We start from the raw sequence: 25,623 nt of genomic DNA, 5'->3' as shown, positions 1-25,623 counted from the left end.
TAATATTTCGCGATTTCCAAATAACTCGGTACGGTATGCGCGACTTTCTACAACAAGCCAAACAAACTCACAGTTGTATTGCGATTGGCGAGTTGGTCTACAATCCGAAAACACAGACTCTTCATCAAGACACTATCGCGATTGATCTCGAACCTCGTACCATTGAGTTATTCGAACTGCTGCTGACAAGCGTGGGGCATCCGCTCTCTGCCGACACCATTATCGAAACCATTTGGCAGAGCAAATTCATCTCCAAGAATGTGCTCACTAACCGCATTAGCACCTTACGTGCGCTGCTACAGCAACACCTACCCGAGTACGATACGGCTAAGCTCTTGGTCACTTATCCTCGCAAGGGCTATTTTCTTAACCCTGCCAATATCCGTTTAATACCACCAGCGAAAAGCCATCGACGCGTTATTCCAACTCAGGTTGCGAGTAATAAGAACTTCAAGCTAATTTTTGCTTATGGCTTGTGTGCCATACTTGCGGTTTGTAGCGTGACGCTCGCAAGCTTGCTATGGCAACGCCAAGAGATTTCAACACAACAAACACGTCATCAGTTACTTATCCCCAAAGTCGAGTTGCTGCTCAACCGTGTCGATGCAATCGGCTCTCAGGCACGAAAATATCGCACACTGGTCAAAGCCGTCTTACTGCAACAACAAGTAGAATATCCATATACCGACATCGCTAACCAAGACGCTCCAAGCTACTTTCTGGATCCCATTGGTCATACACCGTATTTCCCTGGTGCACGAAATATGCAGACCAGTGATTACGAACTCAACATAGAGTTAAAAGACGGCGCAGAACAAGGCACCTTGAAAGCGCAGATGAACCTTATTTATCCTGCGACAGGGAAGCTGGCATTTCGCAATGAATACACACTGCGCTTATCCGACCTACAATCGGACATCTTCCAAATTCACTCGGATGTCGCACAATACTTCAACTTGCCTGCACCTTCGGCAAGCACATGGCAGCTGTCAGACGTTCACCAAAAAATGCTGTTTGAGAATGTCTTTTCTAACCAACCTCTCCAACAAGCTGATGAGTTTGCAGCTATCACAACCGCAAGGCATCTCGCGTTGTACGAGCAAGAGCCTCAAAAGCTGGAAGCGTATTTGACGCAAGTGCAGTCGTCGTTCGATGTTTTGCCAGATGAGCTAAGCCTCTGGTTGGGCGTATTGCATTTCAAACTAGGTAACCTAGACCGAGCGAAAGTTCTGTTGACCACTCCAGATGGCGACTCACGTATTCAAAACGCGCTGATTTATACGTTTGTGTCTCACATCGCTTATAAGCAAAACAAACTTGAACAGTTCCGTCTCAACTACATGGAATCACTGGTGGCACTGCTGCGCGTTTTACCCTCCGAGACATTGTTTGAACGTCTTTCTCAATCAGAATCGAAAGAAACTTGCCTTCAACCATGGAAAACGTTGCATGTCAGTTTGACCGATCAAGAAATTATCAGCCGATGGAAAGCGCTCATCAACGAGTATTGCACCAACGTAGCTAACGAAATAAGCCCTAATAAAACAAAGACCTAAATATAAAATTAAGCTTTCGTTAAGCGCTATTAGCTTTTGTTTTTTGCCCTTTTTATCTCACTGAACTTAGCATGCTCGCATTCAAGCAACGGCCCAACATGAAGCGGCCTTATCAATCAGGAATGTAAACCATGCTAAACAAAATGACGCTTATCGCAGCAGCAACTCTGGCTCTTTACGGCTGTGGCGGAGGTTCGTCTTCTGGCAGTGCTAATCCAAACAAAGTGCCTCAAGAAAGTTTCGACATCGCGATTCAAAACTCCATTTTCGCTCCCGAGACAAACACACAACTTAGCTATTCGTTTAGCTTGGATGGCCAATCTGAAGGTGACATGAAGCTGAGCTTTCAAGCGATGGATAGCGAGCAAATATTGGCAGCATTGGCACAAATCCCAAACAGCGAGGCAATCATCCAGTTGGTTAATGACTTGGTGAACTACGGCGCTCAACAGTTCTATTACTCTGACGAACAGTTCAATAACGAAGAAGAGAGCAATACACTTTATTTTGCAGGCTCTGATGGTGCACTTCATGAAGTCACCGACGTTTATTCCATTGGCAATCAGTTTATTGCCATGCTAATGCACAGTAGCCCGATTTTCCGCCTGAACGGTAACGACGTAAAAGAGAAAAGCCCGAACATTGATATCGGTGAAGAAACCATGTCTCTGCAAACTACTCTTACAGGTAACGCAGTACACCACCTGTTAGACAGTTTTGAAGAACATGAGTGGGTACAAAACCTGCCAATGACAGCATCTTGCCAAGTGGTTTGGCAACAGCAAATCCGAGAGACTGGCGTACGTAAAACGTTCTCGATTTCAGGCAAGACAATTGAAGCGGCATACCTGACGGAAGAGAATACTTACAACCTAAACTGCGATGATATGGACTCAATGGAATTCGCCACTTCAGCAGAACGTTGGTTTAACCCGAGCTTAGGTCTGATTGAGCAAATCGAACTACTAAAAGTACAACAAGTACAAATCAACGAAGAGAAAGTGCTGCTAACAGCGATTGAAACAAAATAAGCTCGCATCTTTTAAAGATACGGCATCTCAATAAAAGAAGGCTTTGGGGAGCAAACCAAAGCCTTCATCTCGAACATCAATCCTAGGGGTGATGACACCCGAGTTTATTCTTCTATCAATAAAATACGAGTTTCGTAAGGTCGCAACACTTGATGGTTTGACGCGACTGCGCTCGCTGAGTTTTGATAGTTGGATAGCAAGTTTTTCGCTTTACTCAGTTCAAAACGTTCTGGCAGAACACATTCCACCTCTTCAGCGTAGTAGTTATTGATACACAGCAGCGTTTGTTTGTCGTTCTGGCGAGCGTAAGCAAAAATACGTTGATGCTCTGGCAGTAAATCTTCATAACGGCCATCGGTGATCACCGGAACCTGTTTACGTAGCTCAATCAAACGTTTGTAGAAGTAGAACACCGAGTTCAAATCAGCAACCGCCGCTTCTGCGTTGATTTCAGAGTAATTCTGCGCCACCTCAAGCCACGGTGTGCCTTCGGTAAAACCAGCGTGCTTTTGGCTGTTCCACTGCATTGGCGTACGTGAGTTATCACGCGACTTCTGCGCCAAAATCGCCATCATATCTTCGTGAGATACGCCATCGCGGTTGACCATGATGTCGTACATGTTGGTGCTTTCTACGTCGCGGTACTGGCTGATCTCAGTGTAACCTGGGTTGGTCATACCAATCTCTTCTCCTTGATAAACATACGGCGTGCCTTGCATCATATGTACAGACGCCGCCAGCATTTTCGCCGACTCGACGCGGTATTGTTTATCATCACCTAAGCGGCTGACCACACGAGGTTGATCGTGGTTACACCAGAACAGTGCGCCCCACCCTTTGCCATTTAAGCCCGTTTGCCAATGGTTGAAGATCTGCTTTAACTGAATGAAATCAAACGGCGCTTTGGTCCATTTTTCACCATTCGGATAATCGACTTTCAGGTGGTGAAAATTGAACACCATCGACAGCTCTTTGCCATCTAATGAAGAGTATTGCTGGCAGTGCTCTAGCGTGGTCGAAGACATTTCGCCCACCGTAACGCTGCCATATTTTTGAAACACGGCATCGCTGATTTCTTGCAAATATTCGTGCACGCGAGGACCATCCGTATAGAAACGACGGCCATCGCCAATATCATCACTTGGGAAGTCTTGTTGTTTAGAAATCAGGTTGATGACGTCGAGACGGAAACCATCCACGCCTTTGTCTGCCCAGAAACTGATGACTTCTTTGACTTCTTCACGCACCACTGGGTTTTCCCAGTTCAAATCCGCCTGCTCTTTAGCAAAAAGGTGCAAGTAGTACTGCCCTGTCGCGTCATCCAATTCCCAAGCATTGCCTCCAAACTTCGATTGCCAGTTGTTAGGTTCTGCGCCCTCAACCGGATCTTTCCAGATGTAGTAGTCACGGTATGGGCTGTTTTTGTCCCCTAACGCGGATTGGAACCAATGATGCTCAGTCGACGTGTGGTTCACTACAATGTCCATGATGATACGAATACCCAGCTGATGCGCTTCTGCCAGCAAGGTATCGAAATCTTCCATAGTGCCGAACTGTGGATTGATCGCGTAATAATCGGAAATGTCATAACCGTTATCAACCATAGGAGACTGATACACTGGCGTTAGCCAAATCGCATCCACACCAAGGTGTTTTAGATAATCCAGTTTAGAAATGATCCCTTTAATGTCGCCCGTGCCTTTACTGCCACTGTCACAAAAGCTTTTTGGGTAAATTTGGTAGATGGTTGCGGTTTTCCACCAGCTCTCATCATGCTTGGTCATAGCCATTTCTAACACTCACTTACCAGTAATCGGAAACTTAAAATTTGAAAAGAAAAACAGGAGGAGGCAGCCAAGTCACTGCCTCAAATTGAATTACGCGTTTGCCGCTTCAAGCTCACCTTTCGCTTGTGCACGCTTATAAAGAATTAATGTTAATGCGGCAGGTACCACCATCGCGACTAGCATCGCCAGAGCAAAGATGCCCCAGAACTGCGGCTGGATAGATAAGATACCCGGCAAGCCGCCTACGCCGATACCGTTCGCCATTACGCCCGCACTACCACAGATAGCAGCAGCGCATGCACTACCGATCATCGCGCTCAACATTGGGAACTTGTATTTCAAGTTGATGCCGTACATGGCTGGCTCTGTTACACCAAGGTAGGCGGAAATCGCCGCAGGCACTGAGATTTCACGCTCATCCTGCTTTTTACTGATGATAATGATGCCAACCACTGCCGATGCTTGAGCAATGTTCGATAGTGCAATCAAAGGCCAAATCGGCGTGCCACCCAATTCTTGCATCAACTGCAAGTCAACGGCGTTGGTTGTGTGGTGGATACCTGTGATCACAAGTGGCGCGTATAAGAAGCCGAAGATGGTAGAGCCAATCATCGCAAAGTCACCCGTCATGGCTGCTTTTGCTGCGAAAGCAACGCCGTCACCCAACATACGACCGAATGGGCCAATGATAGAGTGCGCAAGAATCACAGACACAATGATGGAAACAAACGGTACTACTACTAGGTAAAGGTAAGACGGAATGATGCGTTTTAAGCGTGTTTCGATAAACGCCAGTGCCATACCCGCTAACATCGCTGGAATCACCTGCGCCTGATAGCCCACTTTCTCAATAACAAACAATCCGAAATCCCAGACTTCTGGTGCTTGTTTACCGATCAAGTACGCGTTCATTAACTGCGGCGAAACCAACGTCACACCCAACGTGATACCCAGAATCGGTGTCCCGCCGAGCTTTTTCACGGTCGACCAACACACACCAACGGGTAAGAAGAAGAAAATCGCTTCACCAATTAACCATAGGAATGAGTGAACAGTCGCCCAAAACTGACTAATTTCCGTTAGGGTTTGACCATCAAACATCTTAATGTCGCCAATCACATTACGGAAACCAAGAATCAAACCACCAGTAATGATCGCAGGCAGCAACGGTACAAAGATTTCTGCAAGGTGGGAAATACCACGCTCAACGATATTCATGTTTTGGCGAGCAGCGTTCTTGGATTCGTCTTTGCTCGCTTCACTTTTACCGCTTAGCTCGATCAGTACTTTGTAAACCTCATCAACTTCAGTGCCGATGACGACTTGGAATTGACCTGCGTTGGTAAAACAACCTTTCACCATACGCAAGGCTTCTAACTGTTTCGTGTCCGCTTTGTCGGTATCATTTAGAACAAAACGCAAGCGAGTTAAACAGTGGCTTACACTGGCAATATTGTCCGGCCCCCCGACCAGCTCAATAAGACGCTCCACGTCTTTACGCGCAATCTTACTCATAACTTTGTCCACCCTGTATTGGATACATTCGATTCATCATTTTATTTTTATAAATGGGAACATTCCCACTTCTTGATTTTAATATTGCCACCCAAAGACAAAAAACAAAATGGGAACAGTCCCATTAATTGAGAATGATCACAGTATAATTTTAGAGCAGATCGTTTTAGAACGGGTTAACGGCAAACAGGATGTTGAGTGAAGTGAACGACTTCTTCATCGCCATTTAATTGATTAATCAGCATCTTAGCGGACTTTTCACCCGCAAGGGTATAACCCGGGTCAACACTAAATACTTTAGGGAAAAGGAAAGACAGCAACTCGTTACCACCCACGCCTGTCACGACCACGTCTTCACGGCCTAACTCTTGAAGACGCTTAATTACGCCCAATGCAATGGTATCGCTGGCACACACAATGGCTTGCGTGTCTGCTTTTAGAACGTGATCCACCAATTGATAAGCACTTTCATGGCTAAGCTTACCGGTTTGGAAACAAGGTGTGAGTTGTTTACGTTGACACCAAGCTTTATAAGCATTTAAACGCGCCAAGCCTGTGGTTTTGTCTTCAGGATCAACACCAATATAAGCAATGCGAGAGAGAGATTGCTGCTCAAGATGAGACAAAGCCATGTCTATCACGCCTTGGTTATCATAATTGATGGAAGAGACGTTATTGGTATCCATCGCAATCACCACAATGCGATTGCCCCACTCGGTTAAGGCTTGCTCATCGCACCCAGTAAAGCCAAACACAATCACGCCATCCACATTGCGACGCTTAAGCACGTTTAGGTGTTCGTTGGTTTTGTCGCGATCAAACTGGCTTTCCATGATCACCGCATCATAACCAGCGGAATACAATGCATTGAGCATTGTACCAACTGCGCGATTTTCGGATGGTGAGTCCAGACGGGAGATAATAACTCCAATGACTTTTTGGCTACCGCCACGCATTGATTGCGCAGATTTGGACGGTACATAGCCAGATTCACGAATGATTTGCTCTACTTTCTCTCGCGTTTGAGGTTTCACTTTTGGATCATTGGTAAGCACACGGCTTACTGTTGATTTGCCAACGCCTGCCAATTTCGCGATATCAAGAATGGTGAGTTTTTTGCTCATAAGTGATCAAACTAGAATGGATGAATGCTTAGGTGACTGAACTTTAACAGCAATAAAAGAAAAGGGAAGCAAACGCTTCCCTTAAACATGCAAATTGTGGTGTTATTTTTGTAAATACGCTGGCACATCTGCGATGCTATCGAGCACTACTGTAGCTAATGCTTCACCTTGCTCGGTGATTGGCTTACCTGTGCGAACCAGAATCTTAGTGCCAACACCTGCGGCTTCTGCTGCCATCATGTCTTCGGCTTTATCACCAATCATCACAGATTTTTCCATGTCGATTTTCAAGAAGTCGCGAGCAGAGATAAACATACCAGGTTTAGGTTTGCGGCAATCACAATCTTGCTTGTAGTCACCGATGCCATGCTCAGGATGATGTGGACAATAGTAAAAACCATCAAACTCAACGCCATTATCAACGAAGTTCCAGTCCATCCATTGTGTCAGAGACAAGAAACGGTCTTCACTGAATTTACCGCGCGCGATGCCCGATTGATTCGTTACAAGCACCAACAGGTAACCTTTATCTTTCAGCGCTTTTGTCGCTTCAAACACACCGTCAATGTACTCAAAATCATGTTCGTCATGAACGTAGCCGTGGTCAACGTTGATCACGCCGTCACGATCGATAAAAACAGCAGGTTTTGCCAAAACGTATTTCTCTATTAACTCGGTTTAATCAGATTATTACATACCTTATAAACTTCAACACTATCTAATTCGTTCTAGGCCTCGACAAAACGGTTGATTTGTTGGGCAAGAATCGGTAAATCTGAGGGTGCCCCTCCGCTCATCTTCTTGTTGTTATCTACGCCTCTTTCTTTCCAAAACAGAACATCCATACATTTAGACGTCTAGACGTAAAAATATCTATTGACTTCATTCTGGTTAACCCATAGCATCAACTGAGAATTGAGATAAAGCTCAAAATTAAGTTCTGTCAAAGGCCGTTTTTGACAGCGAAGTTCCCCTTATCTCTGGGCAGGTTGAAACATGATAGAAATAAAAAACGTCAATAAAGTGTTCTACCAAGGCAGTAAGGAAATCCTTGCCCTGAAAGACATTAACCTACACATCGCCAAGGGCACCATCTTCGGTGTTATCGGTTCATCAGGCGCTGGTAAAAGTACGCTGATCCGCTGTGTAAACATGCTAGAAGCACCAAGCTCTGGCTCCATCATCGTTGATGGCGTTGATTTAACAACACTCAGCAAAAAGCAGTTGGTCGAAACGCGCCGCAACATTGGCATGATCTTCCAGCACTTTAATCTGCTTTCGTCTCGTACTGTGTTTGATAACGTGGCTCTACCACTGGAACTGGCTGGCAAAGACAAATCGCAAATCACAACAAAAGTGACTGAGCTGCTAAAGCTCGTTGGCTTAGCGGACAAGCACGAAAGCTATCCGTCCAACCTAAGTGGCGGTCAAAAACAACGTGTGGCTATTGCTCGCGCATTGGCATCCGACCCAAGCGTACTGTTGTGTGACGAAGCCACCAGCGCATTGGATCCTGCAACGACTCAATCCATCCTTGAGCTATTAAAAGAGATCAACCGCAAACTCAACATCACGATTCTACTGATCACCCACGAAATGGAAGTGGTAAAAAGCATCTGTCACGAAGTGGCGATCATCGGTGGTGGTGAATTGGTTGAGAAAGGCACGGTTGGCGATATTTTTGCGCACCCGAAAACGGAACTGGCTCACGAGTTCATTCGTTCCACATTGGATCTTTCCATTCCAGAAGATTACCAAGCGCGTTTGCAACCAAATCGAGTTGAAGGCAGCTACCCTCTTGTCCGTATGGAATTTACTGGCGCAACCGTAGATGCACCGTTGATGTCGCAGATTTCGCGTAAGTACAACATCGACGTCAGCATTCTGAGTTCCGATCTTGATTACGCCGGCGGCGTGAAGTTCGGCATGATGGTCGCAGAGCTGTTTGGTAATGAACAAGACGACAGTGCAGCAATTGAATATCTGCGCGAGCACAACGTAAAAGTAGAGGTACTTGGTTATGTCCTTTAATACGATTTTTGAATGGCTAAGTTTAAACAGCAAACTACTTTTAGGTGCTACGTGGGAAACCATCTACATGGTCGCAGTTGCTGGCGTAGTGGGTTTTGCGGTCGGCATTCCGTTGGGAGTGATTCTGCATATTACTAAGAAAGGCGGCTTGCTAGAAAACACCAAACTGAACGGAATTCTTGGTGCAGTGGTTAACGTTGGGCGCTCAGTTCCTTTCCTTGTTTTGATGGTTGCGATCATTCCGGTGACTAAAATGTTAGTGGGCACTTTCATTGGTACAACTGCGGCAATCGTTCCGCTGACTATTGGTGCGATTCCGTTTGTCGCTCGTCTCATTGAAGGGGCATTGCTGGAAGTACCAACTGGCTTGGTTGAGGCTGCGCAATCCATGGGCGCAACACCAACGCAAATCATCACAAAAGTTCTCCTACCAGAAGCAATGCCGACTATTGTTAACTCAGTGACGATTACTCTAGTGACATTAGTGAGCTACTCTGCGATGGCAGGAACGGTTGGCGGCGGCGGCCTCGGTGACGTAGCCATCCGATACGGCTTCCACCGTTACGACATTACTATCATGGCAGTAACCGTTGTGATGTTGATTGTTCTAGTACAAATTATTCAGTCTATCGGTGACGCAGTGGTGCGCCGTGTAGACCACCGATAAGCATTGAAAATACATATTATAAGGAGATAAACATGAAATTTAGCCTTAAAGGTCTTTTGACTGTAGCAACTGCTGCTTCTGCTCTTGTTCTAGCGGGTTGTGGCGATAAAGAAGTGGACGTAAACAAGGTAAAAGTTGGCGTAATTGCAGGTGCTGAAGCGCAAGTTGCTGAAGTAGCGGCAAAAGTAGCGAAAGAAAAGTACAACCTAGACGTTGAACTGGTTACGTTCACGGACTACGTAACACCAAACGCTGCGCTAGATGACGGCTCTGTAGACGCGAACGCTTTCCAACACAAACCTTACCTAGATCAACAGGTTAAAGATCGCGGCTACAAACTGGCTATCGCAGGTAACTCGTTTGTTTACCCAATCGCAGGGTACTCAAAGCAAGTAAAATCTGTGGATGAAATTCAAGATGGCGCACGCATCGCGGTTCCAAACGATCCAACCAACCTAGGTCGCTCACTACTGCTTCTTGAGCAACAAGGTTTGATTACGCTACGTGATGGCGTTGGCCTACTCGCTACAGTACGTGACATCGTAGGCAATCCTAAGAACATTGAAATCATTGAGCTAGAAGCACCGCAACTTCCTCGTTCTCTGGATGACGTAACGCTGTCTATCATTAACACCACTTACGCAAGCTCTATCGACCTGTCTCCAGAGCGTGACGGTGTGTTTGTTGAAGATAAAGAATCTCCATACGTAAACCTAATCGTAGCGCGTGAAGAGAACGTTAATGCTCAAAACGTACAAAACTTCGTAAAAGCTTACCAAACTGAAGAAGTTTACGAAGCAGCGAAAAAACTATTCAAAGGCGGCGTAGTGAAAGGTTGGTAATCCCGCTTTTCTAAAACCGAACTATTCGAAAACAAAAGGGCTGATGTGAAAACATCAGCCCTTTTTAGTCTTTCTCAATCTATCAAGTTAGGTCAGGTGAGAACCTATTTAATATGATCCCAAGAGATGTTCGAAACAATTCGGCACGAGTCGCACTTAAAATAGAAGATGTCATGTAATGGCTCATCAAGCAGCCATTCTCCACCACACTTCGGACACTTACGTGCTTTCTCGCTCTCCAACGACTGACCGCCCACACGATACTGATAATAGTAAGTTGGAATCTTGGTGATGTATTCGATACGACCACGCAAATCCCAACCGCGGCGGAACAACACACTGTCTACGTCGCAAATCTCGTGCAGCGCCGCATGCTCCGCGCGGCACCCGCCCGCCATTTGGATTTCATCGCACGCTTGCCATTCCGTCTGCCATTTGATGACCGCTTTATGATCGCCGTTGAGTGTCGGATCATTACGATACAGTGGAATTGGCAACAAAGTTTCACCACTGCGCAGTGGCGAGCACGTGTGCACATACGTTGTGTAGAGCACTTGCCAATTTGGCGCTTCGTCTTCGGCCGCTTGTTCTGAATTTAAATCACGACCAAGCATACGCATTTTCGGCGCAAGCAAAGACGCATCCGACAAACGATTCATGCACACTTTAACGAAATCTGAATGATAACGCGGATGCAAACTGTCTTGCTCCGGGCAAACCACGCGCACAAAAAATTCGCCGTCACCCATCACTATCGGGAATTCACGACCTAGCACTTGGCCGTTGTAACGTAACGCATCCATCAAACCGTTAATGGCTTTATCTACCGCACTGACGGTGGTGTTATCAAAACACTCAAATTGCAACTCAACAACGTACATGCTTACACCGCAGCCTCAATTTTGGCCAAAAACTCCACAACATTCTCTGCGAGCACTTCGCGCTTATCTGTTCCTAAACGCTCTAAAATCACATTGCCCGTTAAGTTACAAATTGAAATCACGTCCAATTCTGCATCCGTCGCTGCAATAAACACCGTCGGCTTTAGCTTTAGACGACGCTGTGTCACCAAGTGACCCAAAATGTTCTCTTGTAAGCGAACAAAATCGTCATCACTCCAAACTTGAAGCAATGTCAGAGGATTCGTCTGCCACGTTGCGTCCATATCCGCACTGTATTGAGATCCATAAAACGCTTTAATGTCTTCATGCAGCGTCAACTCAATCGCATTTTCAACGTTAGTAAAATCCGCCATCTCTTCTCGCGGGAATGCTTTCCACAATACCGCGCCGTCACACTTCTCTTCGACACATGGAGAAACAAAATCAGCAAGCTCCTCATTGCGAGGCAATTCATTATTCTTATTTTGCCAAGCTTGTTGGTAGCGCAGGCTGAAGTCTTGTAGCGCCTGAGTAACGGTTTGGGTCATGAAGGTCTCCTCATTCCTTATTTGTCAGATAGCAGAATTTGCCGGATAGCAATTAATCAGCGGATTCAGTAAAATTCTCGCCATTCTAATCGAAAACGACCACAAAGTATGAGCAAATATTCTGACGCTAAAGAGCTTGCTGGCCTGACGCTGGGCAAAAAGACTGAGTACGCTAACCAGTACGATGCAAGCCTACTGCAACCTGTACCTCGCAGCCTAAACCGTGATGACCTTGAACTAGGCGACACCTTACCTTTCTTGGGACATGACATTTGGACTCTGTACGAACTGTCTTGGCTAAACAGCAGAGGCTTGCCTCAAGTGGCCGTTGGTGAAGTGTACATTCCTGCAACCAGTGCAAACTTAATTGAGTCGAAGTCATTTAAGCTCTACCTAAACAGCTATAACCAAACCCGTTTCGCGAGTTGGGAAGAAGTAGCAGAGCGTTTAACGCAAGACCTATCCGCATGCGCGGGCGAAAAGGTATTGGTCGAAGTGAACCCTGTAGGTCACTACACCAACCAACCTATCGTGACAATGGAAGGCGAATGCATTGACGACCAAGACATTGAAATCAACAGCTACGATTTTGATGCTGATTTGCTAACAGGTGCTGCTGGCGAAGATCAAGTGGAAGAAGTGTTGCATAGCCACCTATTGAAATCGAACTGTTTGATCACCAACCAGCCAGACTGGGGCAGCGTTGAAATTCGCTACCAAGGTGCCAAGATCGATCGTGAGAAGTTGCTGCGCTATTTGGTGTCTTTCCGTGAACACAACGAGTTCCATGAGCAATGTGTAGAACGTATTTTCACTGACCTGATGAAATACTGCCAACCAAACAAATTGACGGTGTTTGCGCGTTACACTCGTCGTGGCGGCTTGGATATCAACCCTTACCGTTCGACAGAACAAGATAAGCCAGCTCATAATCATCGCATGGCTCGTCAATAATAGCGTGATAGGCAGAAATAAGTTCGGCAATCAAGAGGATTGCCGGGCGTTTTTATTGCCCAAGCATGTTACTATACCAAACGACTTCAACCGGCTATAAAAAGCAAGTTGAAGTCATTTGGGTTTATCCGCTATCTAAAACAGTTCGAGGGAACGAAAAGAATGTTTTGGGACAGTTCGCGTCTAATTAAATTAATAGGCTTTTTTTGTCTACTCTTGGCACAGCCACTCCACGCGACCATTTTATCTTCTGCTTTGCTTAACGAAGCACAACAACTGGCTGAGATAGAGCCAGCTCAAGCAAAGCAAGCAGCCAAAAACTACTTATCGCAACGCGAACTGACCGAACGTAAAGAAAGCGGCAGCCCTTCTGCGATGTCTCGAGAAGAGACCGATCGCAGCATTCGTACCCCAGCCAGCACCATCGAAGCACACAAGATCATTGCGCAAGCCGACTATACGATGGGCAATGTCCGCTCAGCGATCGATAACCTCAATGAAGCAGAAAAGCTCGCGAAAGAATACCAACTGCCTTACATGACTTTGGATGTGCAACTCATGCGCAACCAAATGATTTGGATGTACGACCACAACTATTCAGCAGCCGAAGACACCCTCAATCAAATTGAAAAACAGCTCGACGAAGCCGACTCTGTACTTCAACGTACAGACAGCGTCCGTTATCGTCTAGTGATGCAACGAGCCCTGCTAGCGGCTCATCGTGGCGATAACGTTGGCGCAGAGCGTTTGTATGCTCAAGCGAAAAGCATGCTTGAGGACAGTCGTTCCGATTTGGCCTTAATTGATTACTACACTTCTGTTGGTGAGTTTTACCTTAACAGTAAAAAATACAACCTTGCGCTTTCAGAACTGCTTTACGGTTATTGGCAGTCCATAGAAAGTGACAGCGGTACTCGCCTTGCTAAAGTAAACCGCTTGCTGGCGAGACTTTTCCAAGAGCGTCGTGTGTACGACAAAGCCATTGAATATCTGTCTCAGGCTGCAGATTTCTACGACTCTTACCCAAGCTCCCCTATTTTGGCCGATGTGCTTGAACAAATGGGCGACATCTATTTTTATCAAGGCAAGTTCAATCTTGCTTTGGTGCACTACTTCAACGTACTGGATCACGAAAGCACCAGTCGTAATATCAATCGCACCATTAAGATTCGGTTGAGCTTGGCTGCGACTTACCTGCAACTCTACAACTACGCACTTGCAGAGCAATATCTGGAACGTGCGACAGAGTTACTGGAATACGCGGATATCCCTCAGCTTGAAGCGAAAGCCGCCCTACTTCAGTCTGGTCTCGCTTATCATCAGAACGACAGCAAAAAAGTAATTGAAAACGCGAAGAAAGCCTTAGAGCTTGTCGAAAAAGCGCCGGAAAACAAAAACTTCATCAAGCAGCAATCTTACCGTTTGTTGGGCTTGGGTTACGAACAGGCGGGCGAATATCAACTGTCACTGCAAGCGTACAAAAAATACACCAGCTTAGTGCGTTTGGAGCAAAAACAACTCAACCAAATTAGTGAAGATGCGTTCCGTCAGCAAAAAGAGTTTGCGGAACAGACCATTCACTATGTCGGTCAATCAGAGCGTCTAGAGCAGGTGGAAATGGAACATCGTAAGTTCCAGAAAATTTCCTTTGCCCTATTCATCACCGTTCTGGTTATGTTTTTGTTCATTATGCGCCGCGGCGTGATCATGCAGCGCCAAGCGGGTGAAATCGAGAAACTTCGTAACGACCTCTTTACCCATTCCCGCTCTCGCTTACGTAATCTGCGCATGCTGAACGTGAAGTTGTCTCGCTCACTGAAAAAATCGCGTGACACTTTTGAACAGTGGCAAATGGGTGAACTTATCCATGAACCGCTCAACGACCGACTACGTTTTGTGATGATCGACCTACCGTTCTTACGCAGCATGTACGTTCAAAATGGTTACAAAGCGGGCTTGGAATTAGAACGCGCATTCGGAGAATACCTAGCAGAGCGCATCGAAAAACCGGCACGTTTGTACCACTTCTCGGATGCAAACTTACTCTACATCGAACCTAACGCAGACCGCGACGCCTCTGCCGAAGTCATGTTTGAAAAATTCCAAGCGTGGGTAGACGAATTTGCGACTCAGCATAACGTCAATCGCATCATTCGTATGGGCATCAGCGACTACCCGTTCTTGCCTCGAGCTTACACCGCTATCAATGACGAAGAGCTGCTCGACTTACTGCTACTTGCGACGCACATTGCACGCGAAGTTAGCCTCAAAGATAAACAAAGTCATTGGGTATTTTTGAAAGCCATAGACAACGCGCCAGCAGCGAGCTTTGCAACCGGTAACATAAGAACCGCTTGCCAACACGCCATCAACCAAGGCCTGATCAAGATCCACTCCTCTTACAAGAATGAGGACGACATCAAGAAAATATTAAAAAATGGATAATTAACCATCGGTTAAGCGTAATAACTAATGACGCTATAAAGTTTTTTGTTATTATCAGTTAATTGTCAGTAGTACATGGACTTAACCGTAGTCGTTTCATGGGAATCTTGGAATCCGATATTCAGTCGCAGCTTCATCAGCTGAGTTGTCAACTTGACCAACTCAGGCTGACACATCGTGATACTTCGCTCAAATTTAAGCGAGAACAACAAGTTCTCAAGCGCGTTGTGGCATCTTTGTCGTCTGCTTGCCAAGGCTCAAACACCCAAGTTGCTAACTATCTGTTTGAAATTCAGCAAGAGCTGCAACATCAAAAAGACATCAGCACTCTGATCCCGCGCTTGGCGGTACTTGAAAGAATGCTCAAACAGCAGTCGAAAACGATGGATAAACAGAACGGCTACCTCGATGAACAAATCAAACACAGCGGTGAAACACTCCAACGTGTTACGGGTTTGCCAGCGCAGTTAAAACGCGAACTGCGCAACTTAATGAGCTTCTCGGAAGTACACGCAGGGAAGAAAGTCGATCAAGCTACCCGTCTACTGAGCATCTACGAACGCGCGATTAAAATCATCACTTCGAACTCGCGTTTACAACTCAGCGAATTCGAAAACAACCCAGACAAATCTCAACTAGAATGCCTCGCCGTCGATCTACAACATACGATTACAGAACTTGATTTTGAAGGCGAATGTGGCGAGAGACTGCTTGATATTCGTGCAAAACTGTTGCTTGGCGTGAATGCAGAATCCTTAATCGAGCTGACGTTAAGCACTCTAAAGTTAGTCGTCGAAGCGACTAAGTTTGAGCGCAAAGCATCAAGCCAATTTCTCGATCAGTTAAACTCTGCTCTGGCGAGTAACCTCAAAACCGTCCATCAAAACGTCGATCAACACCATACTTATTTTGAGCATCGCCAAGAGCTGAATGCGGAAATGAATGGTTTGGTTGAACTCAGCCAACAATCTCTCGACCAAGCTCAGGATTTAGCAGAACTCAAACAAGAAGTCGCTCCATTGCTAGCCAAAATGGCCTCGTTAACCGAGCGCCTCAAGATGACGGAAGAGAGAGAACAGGCCCTGCAAGAGCGTTTAAGCTACAGCAAAAATCAGCTTGAAGCGGTGTTTGAAACCACACAAGATTACCGCCGCCGCTTAGACGACCAGACACAGCGAATGTTGCTTGATCCACTCACGAAGGTTTACAACCGAACAGCATTTAACGATCGTCTTGAGCTCGAATACCGTCGTTGGATTCGCTCTCAACAAAATCTACGAGTGGTACTGTTTGATGTCGATAACTTCAAAGCCGTAAACGACAGTTATGGTTATACCGCTGGTGATAAAGCGCTGAAGATCATCGCTCGAGCCATCAATAAGCGCGTGTCTGATACCGAAACCGTCGCTCGCTTTGGCGGTGAAGAGTTTATTCTGCTGATCCCAGAACAAAATGAAGAATACACTTTAGAACTGATGAAGAATATTCAGCGCGATATCTGTCAGCTGCCGTTTAAGTTCCGCGAGCAAAACATCATAATTACTCTGACAGCCGTCTCTACTTCATTTAAGGAATCAGACGCACCAGAATATGTGCTCGATCGCCTTGGGCAAATGCTCACTGACGCTAAAAAACGGGGCACAAACCAGCTAAACTGGAACTAAAAACCGTTCAAAAAACAAGCAAACAAACACTTTCACCCCCTCTCAAACGCTCATAACCTCCCATTTTCAACGAGTTATCACATTTATCCCCTTTCAGTCTGCTAAGCTGTTAAAACCCAAGTCACTTCAAGATGATGTATTCATTCATGACGAATATGGCATCTTGAGGTTGCTTGGGACTCGATAACCATAAAACCAAACCCTCCAGCCATCTGAGTAAAACGACACGTACAACTAAGTAAGATGCGTTGGAACTATCCCTCAAAATAATGCAACACAAGGAGGCGTTATGATTACCCATATAAGCCCCGCAGGTAGCATGGACTTGCTATCCCAACTGGAAGTTGAACGCTTAAAGAAAACCGCTTCGAGTGATCTTTACCAGCTTTATCGTAACTGTACGTTAGCGGTATTGAACTCTGGTAGCCACACAGATAACTCCAAAGAGCTTCTCGATAAACACCAATCGTTTGATGTGAATGTAGTGCGCCGCGAGCGTGGCATTAAGCTAGAGCTGACCGACCCACCAGAGCATGCGTTTGTCGATGGAGAGATCATTAAAGGCATTCAAGAACACTTATTCTCTGTACTGCGTGACATCGTTTACGTGAACATGCACTTGGCTGACAGTCAGCGCCTCAATCTCACTAACCCAACGCATATTACCAACCTTGTGTTTGGTATTTTGCGTAACGCAGGCGCGCTCACTCCCGGTATTGAACCAAATCTCGTCGTCTGTTGGGGCGGCCATTCAATCAATGGCGTTGAATACCAATACACGCGCGAAGTGGGTAACGAGCTTGGCTTACGTGAACTTAATATCTGTACGGGTTGTGGACCTGGTGCGATGGAAGGCCCGATGAAAGGAGCGGCAATCGGTCACGCTAAACAGCGTTACACCGAGCAACGCTACCTTGGCTTGACGGAGCCTTCAATCATTGCCGCTGAGCCGCCAAACCCAATCGTCAACGAGCTGATCATCATGCCGGACATCGAAAAACGTTTAGAAGCGTTTGTTCGTATGGCGCATGGTATTGTGATCTTCCCGGGTGGTCCGGGTACTGCCGAAGAGTTGCTGTACATTCTTGGTATCATGATGCATCCAGACAATGCTGATCAGCCGATGCCGATTGTGTTAACCGGACCAAAAGAGAGCGAAGAATACTTCCGTTCTATCGACGCGTTTATTCGCGATACCTTAGGTGAAGAAGGTCAAAAACACTACCAAATCGTCATTGATGATCCTGCCGAAGTTGCACGTATCATGAAGCGCTCGATGGAAGATGTACGCCTTCACCGTAAAGAAAAAGGCGATGCTTACAGCTTCAACTGGTCATTGAAAATCGAACCGGATTTCCAACTGCCATTTGACCCAACGCATACATCAATGGAAGGGTTGAATTTGAACTTAGATCAAGAACCTCAGGTTCTGGCGGCTAACTTACGCAAAGCCTTCTCTGGTATTGTGGCAGGTAACGTCAAAGCCGAGGGCATTCGTGAAATAGAATGCAAAGGTCCATTTTCCATTCATGGCGATCCTGTACTGATGAAGAAGCTCGACAAGCTACTGCAAGACTTCGTTGAACAGCATCGAATGAAATTGCCAGGCGGTTCTGATTACGAACCATGCTATCGAATTGCCCATCCATAAATTGGTGGTCGATAGTCTGGCTTGCATTCGTTACACTAGGGGCATTACGCCCCTTTTTTATTGCTAAGTCATTATGTCTATTCATCTTGTTATTATTGATGCCCTCAACTTGATTCGCCGTGTGCACTCTGCACAACCGGATCCAACTGACATCGCAAGAACCATCACGACGACTCAGCGAACCCTTACGCGTATTCTTTCCGAAGCGAAACCAACACATATCATCGCGGTGTTTGATCACCATGAACAAGATAGAGGTTGGCGCGCTGAAATCCTTCCTGACTACAAGCAAAATCGCAAACCGATGCCAGAGCCGCTGATGCAAGGCTTGGATGCCATCCAACAAGCATGGTGGGAGCAAGGTATTGATTCACTGCTATCAGAAGGCGATGAGGCGGACGATTTAGTTGCGACACTGGCGACCAAAGTGGCAAGCCACGGCGAGAAAGTAACGATCGTTTCAACCGACAAAGGCTACTGCCAGTTACTTTCACCGACGCTGCAAATTCGCGATTACTTTCAACACCGTTGGTTGGATGAACCGTTTATTGAGAAAGAGTTTGGCGTAAAGCCAAGCCAACTCGCTGATTATTGGGGGTTAACTGGCATTAGTTCAAGCCAAGTGCCAGGCGTTCCGGGCATTGGACCGAAAGCCGCCAAAGAGATCCTAACTCAATTTGAAGACATTGAAGCAGCCTACGCCAGCGATGAACTTGCACCGAAATATCGCAAGAAGCTGGATGAACACATTGAGTCTGCACGTCTATGTAAACGAGTAGCGGCGTTGAAATGCGATATCGATCTCGGCTTTAACCTGCAAGACATTCGCTTTACCGGACCAAATAAAGCCGAGTAAGTACATCTCTTTTACGCTGTAAGTTTTGGGTTAGACAACACGTTTATAAAATCTGTTGTGTAACCCTTTACATTCACGGCAATGATATTTGCCTCATCATTAACCTACAAGATACTGATTAGTTTATAAGCTAATTCACAGTCTTAGTGAGTAATTTCATTATTTTTAAATCTCTTAATAACGGAGAAAAATAATGAAAAACATCATCTTAGTATCTTTAGTCACACTCTTATCCTTCCCTACTCTTGCTGAAACTTGTGGTCAACACCTTGATAAAGGCATACCTTCAAGCAACAGCGATCAGTTCCTTTGCCGAGATGGCTATGCGGTTGGGTACAACTACAACACCAAAAATGCAGACTGGGTTGCTTACCACATTACCGCAGAAAGCGTGAACATCACCAACAAACGCAGTAACGCCTTCCAAGAAGACACTGAAATGCCGGATTACGCACGCTCTACCTTAGCGGACTACAAAGGCTCAGGATACGACAGAGGGCACCTTGCGCCGTCAGCGACAATGGATTTCACCCAAGAGTCAATGAAGCAAAGCTTTTTGATGAGCAACATGTCGCCTCAACTGCCGGGGTTTAACCGCGTTGGTTGGCGCGTTCTAGAGGAACATGTTCGTGATCTCGCCAATGAGTACAATGAGCTTTATGTGGTGACCGGACCGATTTACCAAGGTAATGAAGGAACAATCGGTAATGGTGTGGCGATCCCGAGCGCATTTTACAAAGTCATTCTTGATCCAAGCTTTGATGAAGCCATTGCGTTCATTGTCCCGCATCGTGATGTTTCAAGCTCTGAGTTAGCCAACTTTATTACCACCATTGACGAAGTTGAACGTCAAACTGGATTAGACTTTTTTGCTCAAACGCCAGATAACATCGAAGACAACATGGAATCAGTAAAATGGGAAGAGATGTGGCCAACCAACCAGTAATTGAGTGACTGTCGCGATTCCTAAACCGCAATAAAAAAGCGCCTGAAGTAGGCGCCTTTTTGATAATGTTCAACCACATAGAAACGATAACTTAGTGCGGAGAGATATTAGATAGACACTGAATGTGAATCGTGATCTCTTCACGGTCATGATACAGATGCTTCGCTTGCAGCTTGAATTTCACCTTGTTCTCAATCAAGAACATTTTTAGATTTTCAAGATCTTGCAGTACTTCATCGTAACGACCTTTCATTGGCAATTTCAGGTTAAAGATGGCTTCTTTCGCCCAACCTTTAAGCAGCCATTGGCCCATAAGATGTGCCACGCGAGCTGGTTTCTCAACCATATCACACACAATCCAAGTCACGTTCTTACGGTCTGGTTCAAACTTAAAGCCATCCACCATGTGGTGCTTAATCTGACCCGTTTCCATCAAGCTGTCTGCCATCATGCCATTATCAACACAATGAACGAACATAGAACGCTTCACTAATTGGTACGTCCAACCACCTGGACATGCACCTAAGTCAACGCCCCACATGCCTGGCGCTAAACGCTCATCCCACTCATCTCGCGGAATAAATACGTGGAAAGCTTCTTCCAGTTTTAGCGTTGAACGGCTTGGTGCGTCTGCTGGGAATTTCAAGCGAGGGATACCCATAAAGAACTGCGAGTTGTTGCCTGGTAGTGAGTAACCCACATAACAATGACCCGGTGCGACAAAACAGATGTGCAGCACTGGCTTCTTCGCGTTGTCTTTATTCCACATCAAACCTTTACCACGCAACGCTTGGCGCATTGGTACAGTGAACTTGCGGCAGAACTTCAATAGCTCTTTTGCTTCGTTCGTATCTGGCGTTTCGATACGTAGATCGCCACAACGTGGGAACGATTCAAACTCTGACAGCTCAGCCAGAATTGGGCTGATGCGGTCTTCACTTGGCAGCGCTTCAAACTCAGCCGCTACAGCAAACATCTGACGCGCAAAAATCAATGAACTAAAGTCTAAACCTTTAACTAGCTTCTCTGCGTCTCCATCTTGGTAACACTCGAAGACAACATAACCTGAGTTTTTCTTCACACGAGGGAAGCCATACACTTCCAACTGTGTCGCTTTGTCCTGAATTTCACCAGCACACTCTTTCTCAAAGCCAGCACGGCAATAGAGCATTAGTTGTTTCACTTGGAGACCTCTTTGATATTAAACGCAGCAAAAAAGAACAGACACCAGCCGATCATGAACATGAATCCTCCCATTGGAGTGATGGGTCCAAACCATTTAATGCCCGTCAGCGCCAGCGCGTAAAGACTGCCGCTAAAACAAAAGATGCCGATGATAAAGCAAATCGCCGCGATGAAAAAATATTTTTGTGCTTTTTGTCCCAAATTGAGCAGAAGCAAAATGGCACAAAATGCAACCGCTAAGGTGTGGATGAACTGATACAACACACCCGTCTCAAACACGCCAAGCAAATAAGGCGCAAGCTTGGCTTTTAGGCCGTGCGCTGCGAAAGCGCCTAGTGCAACAGAAACTAGTCCCGAAAGTCCCGTAAAAAAGAGTAACCACTTACTTTTCACTGTACACCTCATTGATGAATGCTGACAGTTGCTCTACTGCAAGTGCAATATTGCCCGCTTCGGTATGTCCCGAGCTCTTGCGCGGCTTAAAGCTATGATCGCCATCAGGTAAGAAGCTCACTTTCACTTGCTTAGAAAACACAAACTCATCAAACTCTTCACGCTTACCAAAAGTATCTCGCTCACCTTGAAGAATCAGAGTGGGCTTGTCGATGCTTGCAAGATGATCACCTTTGAATTTTTCTGGCTTACCCGGAGGGTGAAATGGAAAGCCTAAACAGGCAATGCCCGCCACCAGCTCGTGCTCTGCGAGTAAACTCGCCATTCTCCCTCCCATCGACTTGCCACCAATGACCACGGGAGAAGAAGCAAAGTGAGCGATCACTTCGCTGTATGCTTCGAGCAACTTTGGTGCGCGATCGGGCGGACGCTTTTTGCCATCTTCCGAACGTTTCACCATGTAAGGGAAATTAAAACGCACCACACGAATGCCTTGCTCAACTAATCCTTTGGCGACAGCAGTCATGAAGTCATGCTCCATCCCCGCCCCTGCGCCGTGAGCAAAAACAAACAGCGGCCCGTTTTCAGGCCCCTCAACTATCCACTGGCTCATCCAATACTTCCTCTTGTTCTTTTCTCGCCGTTGCCAGCATCCAATCTCTAAATGTCGCGATGCGTCCCATGTCTGCCTGCTGCTCATGGCACACCACATAGAAGGCATTTTTGGAGATAAGCACCTCATCAAACGGCGCAATCAGCCGTCCCGCTTCCATTTCTGGTTTCGCTAACACGTTGTTGCCCAATGCTACGCCTTGTCCGTGTGCAGCAGCCTGCAGCACCATAGTCGAGTGGCTGAAAATCGGGCCGTGATTCACGTTAATGCCTTCGATGTTGTAATGACGAGCGAACTGCTTCCAATCTTTACGCGAAGTATCATGTAACAAAGTGTGTAATTTGAGGTCACTTAGAGATTCTAATGGTTTGTTACCTAAAAGTAACGAAGGTGAACAAAGTGGGATCAGAAACTCTTGGTACAGTTTATCCGCTCGCAAACCCGGCCAGTTCCCACGGCCGTAGTAGATCGCTACATCTACATCATCAGTCAGTGAACCTTCATCCATATCCACAGCTTTGATGCGTACATCGATGTCTGGCTCTTGGGCATTAAAGTCCGCCAAACGAGGCACCAACCACTGAATGGCAAAGCTCGGTGGCAAGCTGATGGTCAACGCACCTTTTTCGCTACGTTCCAATACCTTATCGGTCGCTTCAGCAATCGAGGTAAAGATGTCTTTGATGTCGAGAAAGTAACTTTGCCCTTCTTCTGTTAACAGCAAAGAACGGTTACGGCGACGGAAAAGTTTTAGAGATAGAAACTCTTCTAGGGCTTTAATTTGATGACTCACTGCGGCTTGAGTCACAAATAACTCTTCTGCCGCACGCGTAAAGCTGAGATGACGAGCGGCTGCTTCAAATACTCGAAGCGAATTTAAAGGAGGCAATCTGCGAGACATATGGGACCTCAAATAGGATTAGTTTTTTTAATCTGAAACATTATAAAATGTCCGTTGTCGAACAGCCAGATAAATTCTATATTTCACCCCGCAACACGAGCCTGAACGGCTTGATTTCCTTGGAAATCAATTGGCTTCGTTGTTGCGATGTTGTGTTTGCAAACTCGTATTTCGAGTTAGGTAGATTTCTACCATGATGTTTTGTCCACACTCCCTGTGACAAAACAGATACTTCCTGTATTTATTTTTGACCTGTCTGTCAAATTTGTTACACCGCCTTTTTAGGCGGTGTTTTTTTATCTAAAGAAAATCCCATCTTTCAAATCTGGCATCAACATCACTTTTTATCTGTATTTCGGATTAATTATCGTTATATCAACACAACCAATATAGCTTTGCGATAAGCCTCAACATTATGCCGAGTTACGCTTATTTATTGCGCGATCAAAAACAAAAAAGCGCAAATTACATCAGCAATTTGCGCTTTGGGTCTGCTTCAGATCACCGCCATTAGCGGCCATCGAAAGTGTGTTTATTTACTGAGTGACTATGGACGGTAAACTTTCACGTTGTTAAAGCCTTGCTCTTGCAAGTAAAGCGCTTGCAGACGGCTCATTACGCCACGGTCACAGTACAGTAGGTAAGTTTTCGACTGGTCTAGGTCACCGAACTGCGTACCCAGCTTGTAGAACGGAATGTGTTTCACATCCACACCAGCGATTTCTAGTGGGTTATCGTCTTCCTCATCAGGGCTACGAATATCCAATACCACTGCGTGTTCTTCTACCGCTTGTACTTGCTCGACTTCTGGTGCCGCTTGCTCAGATTCTTTTGCGATATCACGAATGTCCATTTGACGCGCTTCGTAAACCACTTTCTCTAGAATGCTGAAGTCAAACTTCGCTTCTTCTGCTTCTAGCTTCTCTTTCACCGCTTTTACTGTTGGCTTCTTAGAGATCACGCCACAGTACTCAGGCATGGTTTTCGCGAAGTCTTCTGTACCGATTTCACGAGCTAAGTTGATGATGTCTTCTTTATCCCAGTTGATAAGAGGACGCAGAATCAGCGTATCCGTAACATTATCGATGTGACGAAGGTTCGTTAGCGTTTGGCTAGATACCTGGCCAAGAGCTTCACCCGTTACCAACGCTTCAATCTTAAACTTCTCAGCAATCATGCCAGCAGCGCGCATGAACATACGCTTCAAGATGACGCCCATTTGACCGTCATCTACTTTCTCAAGAATTTCAGCAACCACAGGTTCGAAATCAACAGAGATGAAACGCACTTTCGCTGATGAGCCGTATTTGTTCCATAGGTAGTGAGAAACCTGCTTAACGCCGATTTCATGAGCAGGGCCACCTAGGTTAAAGAAACAGTAGTGAACTTTAGAGCCACGTTTGATGTGTAGGTAGCTTGATACACCAGAGTCGAAACCACCTGAGATCAGGCTTAGTACGTCTTCTTGAGTACCTAGAGGGAAGCCACCTAGACCTTTGTAACGTGCCAACACTTGGTTAAGTTTGTCACCCGACACTTCAACTTTTACCGTCACATCAGGGTTGTGTAATTTAACGCGTGCGCTTTCTACTGCTTGGTTTAGACCACCACCAACGTAACGTTCAAGCTCGATAGACGTGAAGTCATGCTTACCACGGCGTTTTGCACGAACCACAAACGTTTTATTTTCAATAAGCGGACGGCTAAGTTCCAGCACCTGCTCGTAGATGTCGTGCAGGTCTTTAAACTCAGATTGCTTCACTTCTAGAACGTGATGAATGCCTGGCGTGTGAGTCAGGATTTCTAAAACTTCAGCGTGGTATTCGTTGCTCTCAGAGGTCACTTCAATGTGATCACGACGGTTAAATACTGCGACAGATTCCGTGCGGCTCTTGACGATGTTACGAATGTTGCACTCTAAAATCTTTGTGAAGCGCTTACGCACAGATTCACTTTTTACAAAAATTTCTGGATGGGGCTTTACAATAAATTTCATAGTCTAATTCGCAGGTTAGTTTCGCAATCAACAATGA

General features: G+C 45.9%; 22 protein-coding genes. 11 read left to right on the top strand and 11 right to left on the bottom strand.

Annotated features, from left to right (window positions below; translation table 11 throughout):
• The first annotated feature begins 35 nt into the window (after positions 1–35).
• Together BIW15_RS14215 and BIW15_RS14210 are read left to right on the top strand one after the other, a co-directional pair.
• Entirely contained in the window at positions 36–1,556 is a 1,521-nt protein-coding gene (locus BIW15_RS14215) for a winged helix-turn-helix domain-containing protein (RefSeq protein WP_077281197.1), read from the top strand.
• A gap of 131 nt (positions 1,557–1,687) precedes the next feature.
• Entirely contained in the window at positions 1,688–2,587 is a 900-nt protein-coding gene (locus BIW15_RS14210; protein WP_021449684.1) for a hypothetical protein, read from the top strand.
• 104 nt (positions 2,588–2,691) lie between these two features.
• Here BIW15_RS14210 and treC read toward each other — a convergent pair whose 3' ends face one another.
• The 4 genes from treC to gmhB all read right to left on the bottom strand — a co-directional run bounded on the left by treC (position 2,692) and on the right by gmhB (position 7,667).
• Complete coding sequence (gene treC, locus BIW15_RS14205; RefSeq protein ID WP_077281196.1) at positions 2,692–4,377, bottom strand: alpha,alpha-phosphotrehalase; 1,686 nt, start codon at positions 4,375–4,377, stop codon at positions 2,692–2,694.
• A gap of 87 nt (positions 4,378–4,464) precedes the next feature.
• On the bottom strand, positions 4,465–5,889 hold the full coding sequence (gene treB, locus BIW15_RS14200) for a PTS trehalose transporter subunit IIBC (protein ID WP_042780936.1): 1,425 nt from the start codon (positions 5,887–5,889) through the stop codon (positions 4,465–4,467).
• A gap of 176 nt (positions 5,890–6,065) precedes the next feature.
• Complete coding sequence (gene treR, locus BIW15_RS14195) at positions 6,066–7,013, bottom strand: trehalose operon repressor TreR (protein ID WP_021822599.1); 948 nt, start codon at positions 7,011–7,013, stop codon at positions 6,066–6,068.
• A 102-nt stretch (positions 7,014–7,115) separates the two neighbouring features.
• Positions 7,116–7,667, bottom strand: coding sequence for a D-glycero-beta-D-manno-heptose 1,7-bisphosphate 7-phosphatase (gene gmhB / locus BIW15_RS14190; RefSeq protein ID WP_005459163.1), 552 nt, complete (start codon positions 7,665–7,667; stop codon positions 7,116–7,118).
• 342 nt (positions 7,668–8,009) lie between these two features.
• Between gmhB and metN the strand changes: the two genes are divergently transcribed.
• The 3 genes from metN to BIW15_RS14170 are packed head-to-tail and all read left to right on the top strand — an operon-like array spanning position 8,010 to position 10,553.
• A complete protein-coding gene (gene metN, locus BIW15_RS14180; protein WP_005459161.1) occupies positions 8,010–9,044 on the top strand; it encodes a methionine ABC transporter ATP-binding protein MetN in 1,035 nt (344 codons plus the stop codon).
• Positions 9,034–9,711, top strand: a complete 678-nt coding sequence (locus BIW15_RS14175; RefSeq protein WP_005459160.1) for a methionine ABC transporter permease — start codon at positions 9,034–9,036, stop codon at positions 9,709–9,711. Before metN ends, BIW15_RS14175 begins: the two co-directional genes overlap by 11 nt.
• A 32-nt stretch (positions 9,712–9,743) precedes the next feature.
• The gene (locus BIW15_RS14170; protein WP_005459159.1) at positions 9,744–10,553 is read left to right on the top strand and encodes a MetQ/NlpA family lipoprotein; all 810 of its coding nucleotides are present in this window, start codon (positions 9,744–9,746) and stop codon (positions 10,551–10,553) included.
• Positions 10,554–10,657: 104 nt separating this feature from the next.
• Here BIW15_RS14170 and BIW15_RS14165 read toward each other — a convergent pair whose 3' ends face one another.
• Positions 10,658–11,434, bottom strand: a complete 777-nt coding sequence (locus BIW15_RS14165) for a Zn-ribbon-containing protein (RefSeq protein ID WP_021487304.1) — start codon at positions 11,432–11,434, stop codon at positions 10,658–10,660.
• Positions 11,435–11,436: 2 nt separating this feature from the next.
• Positions 11,437–11,982: a SecY-interacting protein gene (syd, locus tag BIW15_RS14160; protein WP_077281195.1), complete on the bottom strand. Its 546-nt coding sequence runs from the start codon at positions 11,980–11,982 to the stop codon at positions 11,437–11,439.
• 108 nt (positions 11,983–12,090) lie between these two features.
• Between syd and queF the strand changes: the two genes are divergently transcribed.
• From queF to BIW15_RS14130, 6 genes are all read left to right on the top strand, one after another.
• A complete protein-coding gene (gene queF / locus BIW15_RS14155) occupies positions 12,091–12,936 on the top strand; it encodes an NADPH-dependent 7-cyano-7-deazaguanine reductase QueF (RefSeq protein ID WP_025637005.1) in 846 nt (281 codons plus the stop codon).
• Positions 12,937–13,098: 162 nt separating this feature from the next.
• Positions 13,099–15,381, top strand: coding sequence for a hypothetical protein (locus BIW15_RS14150; RefSeq protein ID WP_015296341.1), 2,283 nt, complete (start codon positions 13,099–13,101; stop codon positions 15,379–15,381).
• 98 nt (positions 15,382–15,479) lie between these two features.
• Positions 15,480–17,045, top strand: coding sequence for a diguanylate cyclase (locus BIW15_RS14145; RefSeq protein WP_077281194.1), 1,566 nt, complete (start codon positions 15,480–15,482; stop codon positions 17,043–17,045).
• A 289-nt stretch (positions 17,046–17,334) separates the two neighbouring features.
• The gene (gene ppnN / locus BIW15_RS14140; RefSeq protein WP_005496242.1) at positions 17,335–18,696 is read left to right on the top strand and encodes a nucleotide 5'-monophosphate nucleosidase PpnN; all 1,362 of its coding nucleotides are present in this window, start codon (positions 17,335–17,337) and stop codon (positions 18,694–18,696) included.
• Between the two features lie 73 nt (positions 18,697–18,769).
• Complete coding sequence (xni, locus tag BIW15_RS14135; RefSeq protein WP_005486771.1) at positions 18,770–19,552, top strand: flap endonuclease Xni; 783 nt, start codon at positions 18,770–18,772, stop codon at positions 19,550–19,552.
• Positions 19,553–19,745: 193 nt separating this feature from the next.
• Complete coding sequence (locus BIW15_RS14130; RefSeq protein ID WP_025499683.1) at positions 19,746–20,498, top strand: DNA/RNA non-specific endonuclease; 753 nt, start codon at positions 19,746–19,748, stop codon at positions 20,496–20,498.
• Between the two features lie 91 nt (positions 20,499–20,589).
• Here BIW15_RS14130 and rlmM read toward each other — a convergent pair whose 3' ends face one another.
• From rlmM to thiI, 5 genes are all read right to left on the bottom strand, one after another.
• Entirely contained in the window at positions 20,590–21,681 is a 1,092-nt protein-coding gene (gene rlmM / locus BIW15_RS14125; protein WP_015296337.1) for a 23S rRNA (cytidine(2498)-2'-O)-methyltransferase RlmM, read from the bottom strand.
• Positions 21,678–22,076, bottom strand: coding sequence for a DUF423 domain-containing protein (locus BIW15_RS14120; RefSeq protein WP_077281193.1), 399 nt, complete (start codon positions 22,074–22,076; stop codon positions 21,678–21,680). The genes rlmM and BIW15_RS14120 overlap by 4 nt, the downstream gene beginning before the upstream one ends.
• Positions 22,066–22,689, bottom strand: a complete 624-nt coding sequence (locus tag BIW15_RS14115; protein WP_025795273.1) for an alpha/beta fold hydrolase — start codon at positions 22,687–22,689, stop codon at positions 22,066–22,068. Before BIW15_RS14115 ends, BIW15_RS14120 begins: the two co-directional genes overlap by 11 nt.
• Positions 22,670–23,590: a transcriptional regulator GcvA gene (locus BIW15_RS14110; protein WP_011105705.1), complete on the bottom strand. Its 921-nt coding sequence runs from the start codon at positions 23,588–23,590 to the stop codon at positions 22,670–22,672. The genes BIW15_RS14115 and BIW15_RS14110 overlap by 20 nt, the downstream gene beginning before the upstream one ends.
• Before the next feature lie 547 nt (positions 23,591–24,137).
• Positions 24,138–25,586, bottom strand: a complete 1,449-nt coding sequence (thiI, locus tag BIW15_RS14105; RefSeq protein WP_017448801.1) for a tRNA uracil 4-sulfurtransferase ThiI — start codon at positions 25,584–25,586, stop codon at positions 24,138–24,140.
• Between the last annotated feature and the right edge of the window lie 37 nt (positions 25,587–25,623).

This window comes from Vibrio sp. SALL6 (assembly GCF_002002385.1).
GTDB classification, from domain to species: domain Bacteria; phylum Pseudomonadota; class Gammaproteobacteria; order Enterobacterales; family Vibrionaceae; genus Vibrio; species Vibrio parahaemolyticus.
Note: the sequence above shows the minus strand (reverse complement) of the source record. Positions and strands in the feature narration are given on the sequence as shown.

What these genes read in the sequence shown, in the direction of transcription:
- BIW15_RS14215 (WP_077281197.1), top strand. Translation starts at nt 36, where the DNA reads ATGCGCGACTTTCTACAACAAGCCAAACAAACTCACAGTTGTATTGCG.
- BIW15_RS14210 (WP_021449684.1), top strand. Translation starts at nt 1,688, where the DNA reads ATGCTAAACAAAATGACGCTTATCGCAGCAGCAACTCTGGCTCTTTAC.
- treC (WP_077281196.1), bottom strand. Translation starts at nt 4,377, where the DNA reads ATGGCTATGACCAAGCATGATGAGAGCTGGTGGAAAACCGCAACCATC.
- treB (WP_042780936.1), bottom strand. Translation starts at nt 5,889, where the DNA reads ATGAGTAAGATTGCGCGTAAAGACGTGGAGCGTCTTATTGAGCTGGTC.
- treR (WP_021822599.1), bottom strand. Translation starts at nt 7,013, where the DNA reads ATGAGCAAAAAACTCACCATTCTTGATATCGCGAAATTGGCAGGCGTT.
- metN (WP_005459161.1), top strand. Translation starts at nt 8,010, where the DNA reads ATGATAGAAATAAAAAACGTCAATAAAGTGTTCTACCAAGGCAGTAAG.
- BIW15_RS14175 (WP_005459160.1), top strand. Translation starts at nt 9,034, where the DNA reads ATGTCCTTTAATACGATTTTTGAATGGCTAAGTTTAAACAGCAAACTA.
- BIW15_RS14170 (WP_005459159.1), top strand. Translation starts at nt 9,744, where the DNA reads ATGAAATTTAGCCTTAAAGGTCTTTTGACTGTAGCAACTGCTGCTTCT.
- BIW15_RS14165 (WP_021487304.1), bottom strand. Translation starts at nt 11,434, where the DNA reads ATGTACGTTGTTGAGTTGCAATTTGAGTGTTTTGATAACACCACCGTC.
- syd (WP_077281195.1), bottom strand. Translation starts at nt 11,982, where the DNA reads ATGACCCAAACCGTTACTCAGGCGCTACAAGACTTCAGCCTGCGCTAC.
- queF (WP_025637005.1), top strand. Translation starts at nt 12,091, where the DNA reads ATGAGCAAATATTCTGACGCTAAAGAGCTTGCTGGCCTGACGCTGGGC.
- BIW15_RS14150 (WP_015296341.1), top strand. Translation starts at nt 13,099, where the DNA reads ATGTTTTGGGACAGTTCGCGTCTAATTAAATTAATAGGCTTTTTTTGT.
- BIW15_RS14145 (WP_077281194.1), top strand. Translation starts at nt 15,480, where the DNA reads ATGGGAATCTTGGAATCCGATATTCAGTCGCAGCTTCATCAGCTGAGT.
- ppnN (WP_005496242.1), top strand. Translation starts at nt 17,335, where the DNA reads ATGATTACCCATATAAGCCCCGCAGGTAGCATGGACTTGCTATCCCAA.
- xni (WP_005486771.1), top strand. Translation starts at nt 18,770, where the DNA reads ATGTCTATTCATCTTGTTATTATTGATGCCCTCAACTTGATTCGCCGT.
- BIW15_RS14130 (WP_025499683.1), top strand. Translation starts at nt 19,746, where the DNA reads ATGAAAAACATCATCTTAGTATCTTTAGTCACACTCTTATCCTTCCCT.
- BIW15_RS14115 (WP_025795273.1), bottom strand. Translation starts at nt 22,689, where the DNA reads ATGAGCCAGTGGATAGTTGAGGGGCCTGAAAACGGGCCGCTGTTTGTT.
- BIW15_RS14110 (WP_011105705.1), bottom strand. Translation starts at nt 23,590, where the DNA reads ATGTCTCGCAGATTGCCTCCTTTAAATTCGCTTCGAGTATTTGAAGCA.
- thiI (WP_017448801.1), bottom strand. Translation starts at nt 25,586, where the DNA reads ATGAAATTTATTGTAAAGCCCCATCCAGAAATTTTTGTAAAAAGTGAA.